A 13,262-nucleotide genomic window follows, 5' to 3' on the forward strand; every position below is an offset into this window, starting at 1 on the left:
AGGCCATCCATGCAGGAGATGACATACGGAATTACATTACCAGAAAAACCGCGCGAATTCGGTTTTTTTATCAACGGTGAATGGCGTGGCGGTCGGGAAATGTATGAACGTGACTCCCCCAGCCATGATGTGCCGGTGACACGCACGTCCCGCTGTACGCCAGAAGATGTTAATGATGCTGTGGCCGCTGCCCGTCTGGCTTTTGACGATCGTCGCTGGGCGGGACTGCCTGGCAGCGCTCGCGCAGGAATCCTGTTGAAAACAGCGGAAGGTATTCGTCAACAACGTGAAGAAATCGCCCGATGGGAGGTTCTGGAAAACCGCAAACCGATTTCACAGGCGCGTGGCGAGATCGATCACTGCATTGCCTGTTTTGAAACCGCGGCCGGCGCGGCGCGGCTTCTTCATGGCGATAGCTTCAACAATCTGGGCGACAACCTGTTCGGAATGGTGCTGCGCGAGCCAATCGGTGTGGTCGGGCTGATTACACCCTGGAATTTCCCTTTCCTTATTTTGTGTGAGCGGGTGCCGTTTATTCTGGCTTCCGGCTGCACGCTGGTCGTCAAACCTGCGGAAGTTACAAGCGCCACAACACTGATCCTCGCCGATATTCTTGCAGAAGCGGGCCTGCCGGCCGGTGCTTATAATGTTGTGACCGGTACAGGACGCACGGTTGGTCAGGCGCTCACGGAGCACCCCGATATCGACATGTTGTCATTTACGGGTTCAACCGCTGTTGGCCGCTCCTGCGTTCATGCGTCCGGCGACAGCAATCTCAAGAAACTCGGGCTGGAACTGGGTGGAAAAAACCCGATTATCGTCTTTGCGGATGCCGACCTTGAGGATGCCGCCGATGCCGCCGCTTTTGGAATCAGTTTCAATACCGGGCAGTGCTGTGTGTCTTCCAGCCGTCTTATTGTGGAACGATCGGTCGCAGAAAAATTCGAGAAAATTCTTGTTGATAAAATGAAGAAGATCCGCGTCGGCGATCCATTCGATCCTGAAACACAAGTCGGGGCGATCACCACGACCGGTCAGAACGAAACGATCCTGAATTATATTGCAAAGGGCAAGGCAGAAGGGGCAAAAGTCCTGACCGGCGGTGAGGTGCTGGACTGCGGAAGCGGGCGGTATATCGCACCCACGCTGTTTTCGGGCGTGACGCCGTCCATGTCGATTGCGCGTGAGGAAATCTTCGGTCCAGTTCTATCATCTTTTCACTTTGATAGCCTGAACGAAGCAATTTCGATTGCCAATGACACGGTTTACGGCCTGGCGGCATCTGTCTGGTCAAAAAACATCGATAAAGCGCTGACTGTGACACGGCGTGTGCGTGCCGGCCGATTCTGGGTCAACACCATTATGGCGGGTGGACCCGAGACGCCAACGGGCGGATTCAAACAGTCCGGCTGGGGCCGTGAGACGGGCATTCTGGGTGTGGAAGAGTATACCCAAGCAAAATCCGTCCACATTGAAACCGGCGGCCGTTCACACTGGATTGCATCATGAAACAGGGTTTCGATTACATCATCGTGGGAGGTGGTTCGGCCGGATGTGTTCTGGCTGCTCATCTTTCCGAAAATCCCGAAGCAAGGGTCTGCCTGATTGAAGCGGGAAAAAAAGATACCAACCCGCTCATTCATATGCCGATCGGTTTTGCGAAGATGACAACCGGTCCTTTGACATGGGGGCTAACGACCGCACCTCAGAAATATGCCAACAACCGGGAAATTCCTTACGTTCAGGCAAAAGTTCTGGGGGGTGGGTCCTCAATCAATGCCGAAGTTTTTACGAGAGGTCATCCTTCGGATTATGACCGATGGGCTGATGAAGGTGCTGACGGTTGGGCATTCAAGGATATTAAGAAATATCTTTTGCGTTCCGAGGGAAATACATTCCTTGCCGGTTCATGGCATGGCACGGATGGTCCGCAGGGTGTTTCCAACCTATCCACACCGAGTTCGGTCAGCCGCGCCTTTGTGCAGAGCTGTCAGGAATTGGGAATGCCTTATAATCCTGACTTTAACGGACCTGTTCAGGAAGGTACCGGTATTTATCAGATGACCATAAAGGATAACCGTCGGTGTTCGACCGCGAAAGGTTATCTGAAACCGGCACTGAAACGCGGCAATCTACGTGTTATTACTAATGCTCAGGTTCTACGCATCCTCTTTACAGGTTCACGCGCAACCGGTGTTAAGTTTGCTGCCGAAGGCAGAACATATACCGTGCAGGCTGATCAGGAAATTGTCGTGACATCCGGGGCAATCGGCACGCCAAAACTGCTTATGTTGTCGGGTGTCGGTCCTGCCGCGCATTTGCAGCAACACGGTATTGACGTGGTTCGCGACCTGCCGGGAGTTGGCGAGAATTTACAGGATCACTTCGGGATCGATATTGTTGCTGAACTGAAAAATCACGACAGCTTCAATAAATACAACAAACTTCCGTGGATGTTCTGGGCCGGACTACAATATGCCATGTTCAATTCCGGCCCTGTGGCATCGAATGTGGTTGAAGCCGGTGCCTTCTGGTATTCAGATAAGAAATCCCCCTGCCCCGACCTACAGTTTCATTTTCTGGCCGGTGCGGGTGCTGAAGCCGGAGTTTGCTCTGTTCCAAAAGGTATTTCAGGCATTACGCTGAACAGTTACACGTTACGTCCGAAATCACGAGGGACGGTCAAACTGAAATCTGCAGATCCGGCCGACAAACCGATTGTCGATCCGAATTTTCTCGCACATCCGGATGACCTCCATGTTTCGTGCGAAGGCATCAAGCTAAGTCTTGATATTTTCAGGCAGCACTCTCTTAGAAAATATATCGATAAAATCAGCTTTTTCGGCGAAAACAAACCGGACGCAGAAATGTTTCAGAATTATGCACGCCAGCATGGCCGGACATCGTATCATCCGACCTGCACGTGCAAAATGGGACGAGACAATATGTCCGTAGTTGATCCGGAACTACGTATTCATGGTCTGGATGGCATCCGTATCTGCGACAGTTCAGTTATGCCATCCATTATAGGCTCTAACACAAATGCACCGACAATTATGATCGCTGAACGAGCGGCCGATCTTATTCGCGGCAATGCATGAAATATTCATTATGTTCTGACTGAAAGCGGAATGGGCTATCTCTAAACAATATATGACACATTCCGCGACTAATACCTGAAACAACTTATCGTATCCTGCAGAGATATGATCGTTTTCATTTTCTACAAAAATACTACCTGTTTTTACAAACCATACGAAACATGCAGAAATAAAACCACTTACGTTTGTGCTACTGCGCTGTTTCAGACCACCCGAATACTACGAACAACAAAACAACAATAATATTAGAGGTCAAAATGACACATCAGATGCGGCAGATATACCAGAGCGATTTCAATAAGAAATTTTTAATTTCTGGAATGCGTGCAAAAGATTTTTTTACGACTTTTTTTTCTGTCTACAAAACAGATACCAAATACAGAAAAAAACAAGAAAAAATTATTGCTAACAAAAAACGATCTCCATGTTGCGAAATCCTCTTTTCTTCAGAAAAAAAACACTTAAACACTTCGCCTCTTGTCGGGCGAAATTCAAAGAAGAGTGCACGAGTTCTTTTTTTCATTGTTTCGGTCTTGATATGGCATCCGCGTAGCGCACAGGCGCAGGCTGCTCTGGTCAACATTGCCCAAAATGAGTCAGGGACGCCTGATTGGATCAATGCTTTTCGTAAAGATTACGCACCCAACCCGACAAAAACGATTCAACCTGCGCCGGTATCGTCTCCTCTCCCCGCACCAGTGCGACGAGGCAGAATGCCTACTCCCACATTTATTTCTGATACAACCGAAAACAGTCTGTTTCCGGCTAGCTTTCATGACTGGACGACGCAGGAGACGATGACCGGAAACTGGGCCGGGTGGCGACCTTGGTTTGCTGATAAAGGAGTAACAATTACCGGACATTATTTCCAGGACAGTGCGGGAAACCCTATGGGCGGTAAATCCAAGAATGTTCGTTATGCTCACGAATTTGGTCTTAACTTCGATTTCAATCTTGAAAAACTGACCGGGTATAAAATCGGTCTGTTCCATTTCACAGTAACATCCCGTGATGGCAAAGGCTTGGGCGCGACATTACCAGCTCTGGACAGTCCTCAGGAAATCTATGGTTCTCCGACCGTACGCCTGTCACTTCTGGCGTGGGAGATGCCATGGAACCGCTATGTAGTGACGAATGTGGGCGAAGTAAACGCCGAAACCGATTTTGAAACCTGGTCCATGTACTGGAACATGAACAATTACTGCCAGTTTCAGAGCAATGCGATTTGCGGCATGCCGCAATCAATCGCCTTTAACTCCGGCTACAGTTATTATCCGACGGCCCATCCAGGTGCGTGGGTCAAATTCTATCCGGCAGGAAATAATCATTACTCCATTCAGTTTGGCGCCTATTCGGTCGATCCGACAATTGCGAATACGCATAATGGCTGGAAGATGAACCTTCATGGCGCGACGGGCACGTTCCTGCCCTTCCAGCTTGTCTGGCATCAGGGCGGTAAGGATGATTATTCTGGGCCACTTCAGACCAATGTTAAAATCGGTGGTTACTGGGACACGTCCCAAGTTAAAAACGTCTATGCTCAATTAGGAAGTTTCGGTATTGCGTCACAGTATCTTGCCTCCGCACCAGTCTCCAATGTACGGGGACGTTTTGGCGGGTGGTTTCAGTTCGACCGTCTGCTTCAGCGTGACCAGAATGATTCCAAGCGGGGAACATCATTCTTTGCATCATTTACGTGGGGTGACCCGCGCACGGCCCTGGCGCCCTATTTTGTGGATGCTGGCATTACGCGCAAAGGCACATTCTGGGACAGACCTGAAGATACAGTCAGTTTCGGGATGAAGATGATCTGGATAAACCCAAAACTGACGAACTGGGTGCATGAGTTGCAGGGCACGGGTGTGACTGGAGTATATAAACCATCGGGCGAGCCTGCAATTGAACTGAACTATGGTTGGCGTCCGACTCCCTGGCTGCTGATCCGGCCCGGCGCACAATATATCTGGAGCACAGGTGGCAATAATCGTTATAAAAATCCGCTAGTTCTCGATTTCGAAACAGGCATTACGCTGTAACTACCCCTTTCCGACGCATTTCATTCCAAAATGACAGAAAAAACCATTAGGAATAGATGACTGCTTTATGTTGGCCAGTCATCACTTTGCTACGATATCACCGTGGGATAGCATTGGAATTGCACTGCCAGATTACCCTTAGGCTCAGGACTCATAACCAGAACATGACGGTTGCAGCGAGGCAGATGGCCGAGAAGAAGACGTTGGGGCATCTGTCATAGCGTGTTGCGACCCGCCTCCAGTCCTTAAGCCTCCCGAACATAATCTCAATATGGTTGCGTCTTTTGTATTTCCGTTTGTCGTATTTTACCGATTTCCCGCGGGATTTCCGTCCCGGAACGCAGGGTTTGATCCCTTTCTCCTCCAGAGCATCCCTGAACCAGTCAGCGTCATAGCCCAGGTCTGCCAGCATCCATTCGGCTGATGGGAGGTTGTCCAGAAGGGCTGCGGCACCAGTGTAATCACTGATCTGGTCTGCTGTCATGAAGAAGTCGAGCGGACGTCCGTTTCGGTCGGTGACGGCATGCAACTTCGTACTCATCCCGCCTTTGGTGCGCCCGATCAGACGACCTGGATCCCCTTTTTTAACCGCAGGCTCGAAGCCGTGCGATGTGCCTTGAGATAGGTCGCATCAATCATGATCGTCTGAGGCTCTGCCTTTCCAGCAGCCAGTCCATCCATCATGCGGATGAATATCCCCATGGCACCCCAGCGCTTCCAGCGGTTGTAGAGCGTCTTGTGTGGACCGTATTCCCGGGGCGCATCACGCCAGCGCAGGCTGTTGCGGTTCACGAAAATGATGCCGCTCAGCACGCGGCGGTCATCAACGCGAGGTTTACCATGGCTCTTGGGAAAGAACGGCCGCAGACCCGCCATCTGTTCATCCGTCAGCCAAAACAGGTCGCTCATCTTCAGTCTCTTCAGGGAAGCCTGAATCACATCATGCCGCTCATATCAATGAGTCCTGAGCCTAACGCGCTGGCATAATCTTGAACGGAACACGCCGCCTCCGCAGGTGGCTCTTGATGCGGCAGCAGAGAAGATCGCCGCCATTCGCGCTGCCCAAAAATCCGGTGTGATTACCCGCCGTTACAGAGCAAGGTTGAACAGCTTTGCACAAGATTTCTATCCCTCTCTGCCTCCCCAACTGCCACGATACCGATCCACCCAGCACAACGCCCGTCGCCTCCTGACCGAGATGACGCTCAATCACCGGCGGCCACGGGACCAGCGTGAACTCATAGGACTTCCCGACGATGGCGAATTTCCCGCTATGTAGCTGGACGGTGCCGATGAACGTGCCACTAACGGTCTCGCCATCGACGGCGGCTCAAAACGGCATGGGCTTCGCATTTGCCAGTTTGTCCCGACACGGGAGACGTCGTCCTGCTCCTGAAGCATGGCGAGCAGGCTACGCCGATAGCTGAGGTACCGCACAGGTCATGAGCAACCCGCTTGATGGACGTCAGGCGTAGTAAGCCGGCTGTTCGAGATCAGCGAGCAGTGAAGGGCCTGTGGGGTTCCAGCCGAGAAGCGCACGCGTTCGCGCACTGGAAGCCGCCATGTTCCCGCCCGCCATGGTGGCGAACCAGCCAAAATGCTCCCGTTCTCTCGGTTCGGCCGGCAAGCCGAGCCGACGACCAATGATGCTGGCAATGTCCCTGAACGGTACGGCTTCATCGGTGACCGCATGATAGACGGCCTCAGTCACGCCCTGCTCGAGCGCAAGCCGATAGACTTTTGCCGCGTCCAGTCGATAGACGCCGGACCATTTGTTCTGGACGTCACCGATATAGGCTGACACCCCCTTTTCGCGCGCCAGGCGAATGACGATCGGAATGAACCCGTGATCGCCGATGCCGTGTACTGACGGCGCGAGCCGCACCGTGGCAACACGGACACCGCGTTCCTTCAGCGCCCGCGCGGCCACCTCAGACCTGCGCGGAGAGGCCGGATCAAGCAGATCCGCCTCCGTTGCGCCGGCAGGCAGGCCGGACAGACCGGACGTGACAAGAAGCGGGCGCTCCGATCCTTCCAGCGCACTGCCCAACGCCTCGATCACACGTTGATCCTGCGCCGCACTTTCGGGGAATTTCGAGAAATCATGGTTGAACGCCGTGTGAATGACCGCATCTGCTGTTGAGGCGGCGTTTTTCAGCGCGTCCAGATCATCGAGCGTGGCGCGTAAGACCGTCGCACCGGATGCGGCCAGCCGAGCCGCCTTTTCATCATTCCGGGCCAGACCGGTCACCTGATGCCCGGCACCGATCAGATCCTGAACCACGGCGGAACCGATCCAGCCGGTGGCCCCTGTTACGAAGACATGCATGGTTCCGTCCTCTTCAGATATTGGAATTATGTTCAGCCAAGCCTTACGGACAGCTCGACGTCCCCGGCGAACGGCACGGAGAGATACCCGGCGGCAGGAGAGCGGACGCGCGCCAGATACTCAGGGCTGTGATCGGCATTATCCGCGACGATCAGCGCGCCGGTCTGCAGCCTGTCCTCCAGAAGATCGAGAATATCGGGGTAGAGCGGCTTGGCGCCGTCAAGCAGTACGAGATCGATGCTCTCTGGGAGACCGGTCGCCAGCGTCTGCAGGGCATCGCCCTCGCGGAACTCCACAAGATCGGCCAGACCCGCTTCTTCAAGATGATGCCGGGCGCGGGCAATCTTGGAGGATTCAAACTCGGTGGTAATCAGCCTGCCACCGCCATTGTCGCGCAGCGCGGCAGCGAGATGGATGGTGGAGAGACCGAAGGACGTTCCAAATTCAACAATGCCTTTCGCCCAGTTGGCGCGTGCCAGCATGTAAAGCAGCGTACCCGTCTCACGCGAAACAGGGAGCCACAGGTCTTTTGCGAGACCATAGAATTTCCGATAGTCGGTCCGGCTTCCGGCAAGGCGTTGCAATTCCTCACGGGGCAATTCCGAGACGGCAGGGCTTGTTGCGGCGTCTGCCTCAGCAAACAGGCGATCCAGCAAAGGCGCAACAGGCACGCTGGTCAGCGTCGAGGTCTTTTCGAGGGTCACGGGGGCGGTCATGGGGCGATCTCCGCACTAGGTTTCGCACTTTCCGTGCGCCCCACAAAAATACGACGAACCCGTCATTTTCACTATTCGCATTGCGCCGCCTACAAAACGGCTTTGAAATACTCAGTGTTTTTCATCAGAAATATTGGGAACGCGCCGCCAGCTCATCGAGCGGGTTCGCATTTCCCACACGGGAGACAGAGCGGTTACCGTTCTCGGTCAGCCTGTGCCGTGACTGTCGGAACCACATGGCCGGCCGAGATCTTCACAAGCCAGGCGCAGAACATGTCGGCCATGGCGTCCGCATAGGCATCGATTTCCGCGATTGTCCGGGCAGTCCCGGAAAATTCCTTGCCGACCGCGCTAAAGGTCATCGTGATCAGATCGGCCGCCAGTTCACGCGTTCGGTCTGGCGCGTCCGGGAGAAGCTCCTGCATGAAACGCAGCATGATCCGGTCGCCGGCTTCCCGTGCTTCAGAGGCCTCGGGCGCATCCCGGTAAAGAGGAGCCGCATCGCCCAGCGCCACGCGAACAGCCGCCTCTTCGCATTCGGAGCGTATGAAGGCATGAGTGACCGCGCGCAAACGCTCCAGGGGCTGATGACGCTCATCCTCAAGGATATCGCGCAGCATTTCTGCCGTTCGCCGCCATTCGTCGGCCTGGAGCCGAAACAGAATCGCTGCCTTGTTTGGAAAATACTGATACAGTGAACCAACACTTACGCCAGCCTTCTCGGCGACGCGCGCTGTCGTAAAGCGGGTGGCACCTTCCTCCGCCAGCACCAGTGTCGCTGCTTCCAGAATTGTTGCCACAAGCCCGGCCGAGCGGGTTTGCCTGGGTTGCTTTCGGGCCGAAATTCGAGGCGTGGGATGATCGGTCATGCCACTCCGTAAACCACGAACAAGCAATATGACGAATTAATCGTGTTTCCAGTCCCGCGCAAGCGGAGCCAGTCAGCCAACTCCCTGCATCAGGCCGACGGAAAGCCTGGTTCCGGCCAGTGGCGTCTCTACTCGTCCCGGCTAGACGCTCGCGTTACCGACATACTCCCACACAACTGGTCGATCCGGGCGGCAGGTCCAATCTGTGCAAGACCCGTCCCTGATCGGACGTGTGTCAAATGCTGGCGAGAGCGTAATGGCCGCGACAGGCAGGGAAACAGGAAAACCGCCGAGCCTTGCTCTCATGTCATCAGGTGCGTGCTTTCCATAGGCGGTCCAGCGTCACCTGTGATCTCCAACTTTCCAAAAGACAATGTGTATTATGCCGTTTTCCAGCCGAGGCACATATACAGACCTGAAAATGGTCCACGCCTTTGCTCCAGCCTCCGGCTTTACGGCCAGAACGCAGTCTGGCAGAAAGAGAGTGCCGAAAAAGACGTATGTCGGTTTGGTAAGCCCGACGCCCTGAACATGGTTCTGATCACGTTCTCCTGACAGAGCAGATCCCGCGGCCGGATCACATGGCTCAGACGCCGTGATGTGACGGCTGTCGCGCGTCCTGTCCTCAAGGGGAACAGGATGGATCACCCGTTCACAGGTCCGCCTGCAACGCATGATACAGGGCTTTTCGGATGAAGCTGAACCATATCAACCTCTGCACCAGCAATGTGCTGGCACTGTCTTCCCTGCTTGAAAAGCACTTCGGGTTTGTCCTTGAAGAAACACGCGGGCAGCACGCTTTTGCCCAGCTTACCGGCACCGATGGCATGACGCTGATCCTGATGGACATGAGCAAAACGCCCCAGCCCTATCCGCGCAATTTCCATATCGGGTTCATTCTCGATGATCCGCAGGAGGTGCACGCCAGACATGCAAGCCTGTGCGCCGACGGCTATCTGCCAGGACCGGTGGAGGTCATGACGCGTGGGCGTGATCGCTGGACCCTGTTCTATCACCCCGCAGGTGATGACCTGCTGATCGAGGTCAGTGCGCAGGAACGGGTGTAACTATCGCGCCTGTCGCCTGCCTCACGCCGCCCGGCATCTGACGCCGGGCGGCAGGCTGTTCCGGTTACTTCGTGTTTTCCACGACAAGCTTTTTGTCCCGGACGCCGTACTGCTTCTGATTATCCGGTCCGATCAGCAACGTGGCATGGCCTGCAAATGTCATAGGCAGGGAGACAGGTGACTTTACGGGGCGGTAATTCCCTGCATCATTCACATCCCCTGCCCCGACATACTGCGCAAGGTAGGGATAGGGATAAACCGGGCGGCTGGCGATCGCTACCGCATCCGGCCGGGCGTAAGGCTGGCTGGGCATGGGGGCCATGTGGATCTGGCCACCAGCCGGCGGCTTGCCGTGCCCTCCGGGCGGCGGTCCCATCGGCCCATCACCTTGGGCTGTCTTTTCCGTACGAATAGCGTTGGGCGCAATGCCAGATTCCGTCCAGGCCATGAGCGGGGACAGAAAATCGACCTGCGGGAAGCCCTCACCGTTTCCACAATGTCCCACACCGGGCAGCAGATAGAATTTCAGGAAACTGTCAGTCTGTTCCACGCCCATTTCCCGCTGTACGCCCTGATAATACGCGATGGTGTTCAGGGGCGAGATCGACTGGTCCGCCAGCCCGTGCCACAGGATCAAGCGGCCACCGTGCTTGTGGAACGGACGGAGGTTTGTGTTCTCGGCATTATACAGTGGTGCCAGCTTGGTCATGGTGGCGAAGGACGCGTCATCAAAATGAAAGCGGATCAAGTCAGCCGCTTTTTCATCCACCTGCAGCGGAATGACATAGGCAATGGCGGAAGCGGCAATACCCTGGCTCATGGACTCTCCGCGTGCTGTGGCAGGCAGTGCCCATTGCAGTTCTGAACCCGGCAGTGGACCACCGATGATGTATGGGCGCCCCGCCGCATCTGTGGCCCCCTTGTAAAGCCGTAGCGCCGCCTGCGTTTCCTCCGCTGTCAGGCAGTGCGATGTGTCACTCTGGCCTGCCGCGCACTGTACCCACACGGGATCGAAATGGCAGGCGCGAGGTTCTTCCAGAATGCCGTCCTTTACACCCGAAAGCGTATCGCAGTGACGGATAACGGCGTCATGCAGCACCCCCACACGGTTTTGCAGCAGGATATTGGTGCCATCGGCACGCTGGTTCCCGCGCACGTTCCACGCATGGTAAAAGGAGTTCTGCACGGTAAACAGTGCGGCCGGAGCTCCTGCGGAAATCCCGTCAAAATCCTCGGGGTAGCGCTGCGCCTCCATCAGGGCTTCACGCCCGCCATCGGAACATCCTACAAAGTAGGAATATTTCGGGGCCTGGCCGTAGAAGGCCGCCGTCAGGGCCTTGGCCGCCAGAGCGGTGACATGGTTGGCACGATAAGCGAAGTCGATGCGTTTTTGCGGGTCTTTACCGAATTCGCCCTGCGCCAGCCCCATCATGGAGCCGGTATGGCCCATATCATCGCCCGCCATGACGAATTCGCCATTTAGCGCCGGAACACATGCTCCCGCGTTGCTGACGCCCACTTGCGTCATTCCGCACAGGCCACCGCAACCGCCGAGCAGGAAGCGCTGGGTCCAGTGCTCCATGGGCAGATCGACTTCAAAGGAAATCGCAGGCGCGATCTGGCCCGTAATCTTGCAGAATTTACCCTTTGGAGTGTCCAGCACAGCCGCTTTCTGGCCGTGAACGGCAGCGCCCACGGCGGGCGCAAGATCGACATTGCCTAGCGCCTCACAGGAGGTAACGGGCTTTACCTCCGACAGGCTGGCGATATCCGAGGCCCGCGCCGGGTTCGAGAACACAGAGAGGAGGCAGATACCCGGTCCCACAATCCACAAAAAGGCGGTCAGTTTTAGAAGTATTCTTTTCATCGCAGGTAAAATGCCCCGTTCAGTCAATCGTTCGATGCGGTTCATTAGCCGAATTCACGCGATGGCGCGCCAAGCAGAATGTATGGATTTGTAATAAAGGCAACTATTCAGAGCTCCCGGCAACCCGTTACTCCGCCCCCCATTCTTCCTTGTAGCCAAACCCGTTCCTGTTATCGGTCGCCTTGATGTAAAGCGGCGTAAACGCCCAGTAGACAGGCCGAAGAGGGGCCGGAATGGAAAACCGGGCCATATAAAGACTTGCCGCCAGTTCCCGGTCCTCAATGTCCAGCCTCCGCACAGGTCCCTCCATCTGCAATCCCCGCAGGAGAGGAATGGACCAGTCCTGACCACTGACTGTTGCTACCCCTCGCCCCGTCTGCTCCAGCAGAATGCCATGGCGGGTCGAAGGGTCTGTCACAAACAGCAGGCGGGCGCGTAGTGGGTCAAAAACATAGAATATAGGTGCTGCCCAGTGCTGATGCCCGGCGCAAGCCGCCAGGGACATGACATGATATTCTTCCAGCAGGGCATCAATCCGGGAGGTGAATATGGTCATGGTCCGACAAACCTTAGCCATATGGTGGTCATGGGCATGGCCAGCACCAGTGCGGGCAGCATGTTACCAACCGGGAATTTGACAATGCCGCATATCCGGAAGCCGGTTGCCAGCATCAGCACACCCCCTACGGCTGCAAAATTGTCGTTCATCAATGGGGTTGTCAGCGGGGCAAGGTAAGTCGCACCTGTCGCAAGGGCCAGCAGAACTGCCAGTTGAGGAATGCATATGGCCGCAACGGCAAAGCCCAGCGTTGTTGCAAAAATGGTGGCGGTCAGGAAGTCCAGAACAGATTTGGCCAGCAGGATGGAGGGATCTCCCGTCATACCTTCATGAATGGCACCGAATATGCCAGTTCCGCTTGCGCAGAAGAGAACGGTAAGGGCAACGAAGCGTTCGAGAAATACCTCTGGCATCAGATCTGCAGGCATAGGCACAAAGCGTCCCAGTAACCGGTTTCCCCATGTGGAAACCGCGCCCAGATGAGTCTCCAAAGCGCAACTTTCCCCTATGATGACACCAAGCAGCAGGGATAAGACCATCACGGCAACGGCATGGCCGTGGACAATCAGCGAAACACCCATTCCCATGGATGCCAGACCGAACATCATAGGCAGACCATCTTTCAGGCGTTGTGGAATATGCCCGCTCAGGGCCGCACCGAGAATTCCGCCTGCCAGCACTACGCCGGCATCTGTATATGAGCCGATCAACATGGCTG

At 55.2% G+C, this 13,262-nt stretch carries 11 protein-coding genes and 2 pseudogenes; 5 read left to right on the forward strand and 8 right to left on the reverse strand.

The window, feature by feature from the left end; all coding sequences use genetic code 11:
* Positions 1–9: 9 nt before the first annotated feature.
* From GVI59_RS13880 to GVI59_RS13890, 3 genes are all read left to right on the forward strand, one after another.
* Positions 10–1,509: an aldehyde dehydrogenase family protein gene (locus tag GVI59_RS13880; RefSeq protein WP_173574805.1), complete on the forward strand. Its 1,500-nt coding sequence runs from the start codon at positions 10–12 to the stop codon at positions 1,507–1,509.
* Entirely contained in the window at positions 1,506–3,101 is a 1,596-nt protein-coding gene (locus GVI59_RS13885; RefSeq protein WP_173574806.1) for a GMC family oxidoreductase, read from the forward strand. The genes GVI59_RS13880 and GVI59_RS13885 overlap by 4 nt, the downstream gene beginning before the upstream one ends.
* A gap of 269 nt (positions 3,102–3,370) precedes the next feature.
* Positions 3,371–5,137: a carbohydrate porin gene (locus GVI59_RS13890; RefSeq protein WP_242013117.1), complete on the forward strand. Its 1,767-nt coding sequence runs from the start codon at positions 3,371–3,373 to the stop codon at positions 5,135–5,137.
* Between the two features lie 151 nt (positions 5,138–5,288).
* Here the strand turns inward: GVI59_RS13890 and GVI59_RS13895 are convergent.
* A protein-coding gene (locus GVI59_RS13895; RefSeq protein WP_173574807.1) for an IS5 family transposase occupies positions 5,289–6,046 on the reverse strand; the annotation gives its coding sequence in 2 pieces (ribosomal slippage) (positions 5,289–5,725 and positions 5,725–6,046; 759 coding nt in all).
* Positions 6,047–6,101: 55 nt separating this feature from the next.
* On the opposite strand from GVI59_RS13895, the pseudogene GVI59_RS19310 reads away from it, so the two are divergent.
* Positions 6,102–6,224, forward strand: a pseudogene (locus GVI59_RS19310) (hypothetical protein); the annotation flags it as partial.
* Positions 6,225–6,260: 36 nt separating this feature from the next.
* Here the strand turns inward: GVI59_RS19310 and GVI59_RS13905 are convergent.
* The 4 genes and pseudogenes from GVI59_RS13905 to GVI59_RS13920 all read right to left on the reverse strand — a co-directional run.
* Positions 6,261–6,559: pseudogene (locus GVI59_RS13905) on the reverse strand (DUF3363 domain-containing protein); the annotation flags it as partial.
* Positions 6,560–6,602: 43 nt separating this feature from the next.
* Positions 6,603–7,466, reverse strand: a complete 864-nt coding sequence (locus tag GVI59_RS13910) for an SDR family oxidoreductase (protein ID WP_173574808.1) — start codon at positions 7,464–7,466, stop codon at positions 6,603–6,605.
* A 32-nt stretch (positions 7,467–7,498) separates the two neighbouring features.
* Positions 7,499–8,182, reverse strand: coding sequence for an O-methyltransferase (locus GVI59_RS13915; RefSeq protein ID WP_173574809.1), 684 nt, complete (start codon positions 8,180–8,182; stop codon positions 7,499–7,501).
* Positions 8,183–8,376: 194 nt separating this feature from the next.
* Entirely contained in the window at positions 8,377–9,051 is a 675-nt protein-coding gene (locus GVI59_RS13920) for a TetR family transcriptional regulator (RefSeq protein ID WP_173574810.1), read from the reverse strand.
* Positions 9,052–9,743: 692 nt separating this feature from the next.
* On the opposite strand from GVI59_RS13920, the gene GVI59_RS13925 reads away from it, so the two are divergent.
* The gene (locus GVI59_RS13925) at positions 9,744–10,118 is read left to right on the forward strand and encodes a VOC family protein (RefSeq protein ID WP_173574811.1); all 375 of its coding nucleotides are present in this window, start codon (positions 9,744–9,746) and stop codon (positions 10,116–10,118) included.
* Positions 10,119–10,182: 64 nt separating this feature from the next.
* Here GVI59_RS13925 and GVI59_RS13930 read toward each other — a convergent pair whose 3' ends face one another.
* From GVI59_RS13930 to GVI59_RS13940, 3 genes are all read right to left on the reverse strand, one after another.
* Entirely contained in the window at positions 10,183–11,985 is a 1,803-nt protein-coding gene (locus GVI59_RS13930) for a tannase/feruloyl esterase family alpha/beta hydrolase (RefSeq protein WP_242013118.1), read from the reverse strand.
* A 127-nt stretch (positions 11,986–12,112) separates the two neighbouring features.
* On the reverse strand, positions 12,113–12,541 hold the full coding sequence (locus tag GVI59_RS13935) for a PNPOx family protein (protein ID WP_173574812.1): 429 nt from the start codon (positions 12,539–12,541) through the stop codon (positions 12,113–12,115).
* On the reverse strand, positions 12,538–13,257 hold the full coding sequence (locus GVI59_RS13940; RefSeq protein ID WP_173574813.1) for a DUF554 domain-containing protein: 720 nt from the start codon (positions 13,255–13,257) through the stop codon (positions 12,538–12,540). Before GVI59_RS13940 ends, GVI59_RS13935 begins: the two co-directional genes overlap by 4 nt.
* Positions 13,258–13,262 lie beyond the last annotated feature (5 nt).

Origin of the sequence: Acetobacter sicerae (assembly GCF_011516765.1) — a bacterium.
GTDB classification, from domain to species: domain Bacteria; phylum Pseudomonadota; class Alphaproteobacteria; order Acetobacterales; family Acetobacteraceae; genus Acetobacter; species Acetobacter sicerae.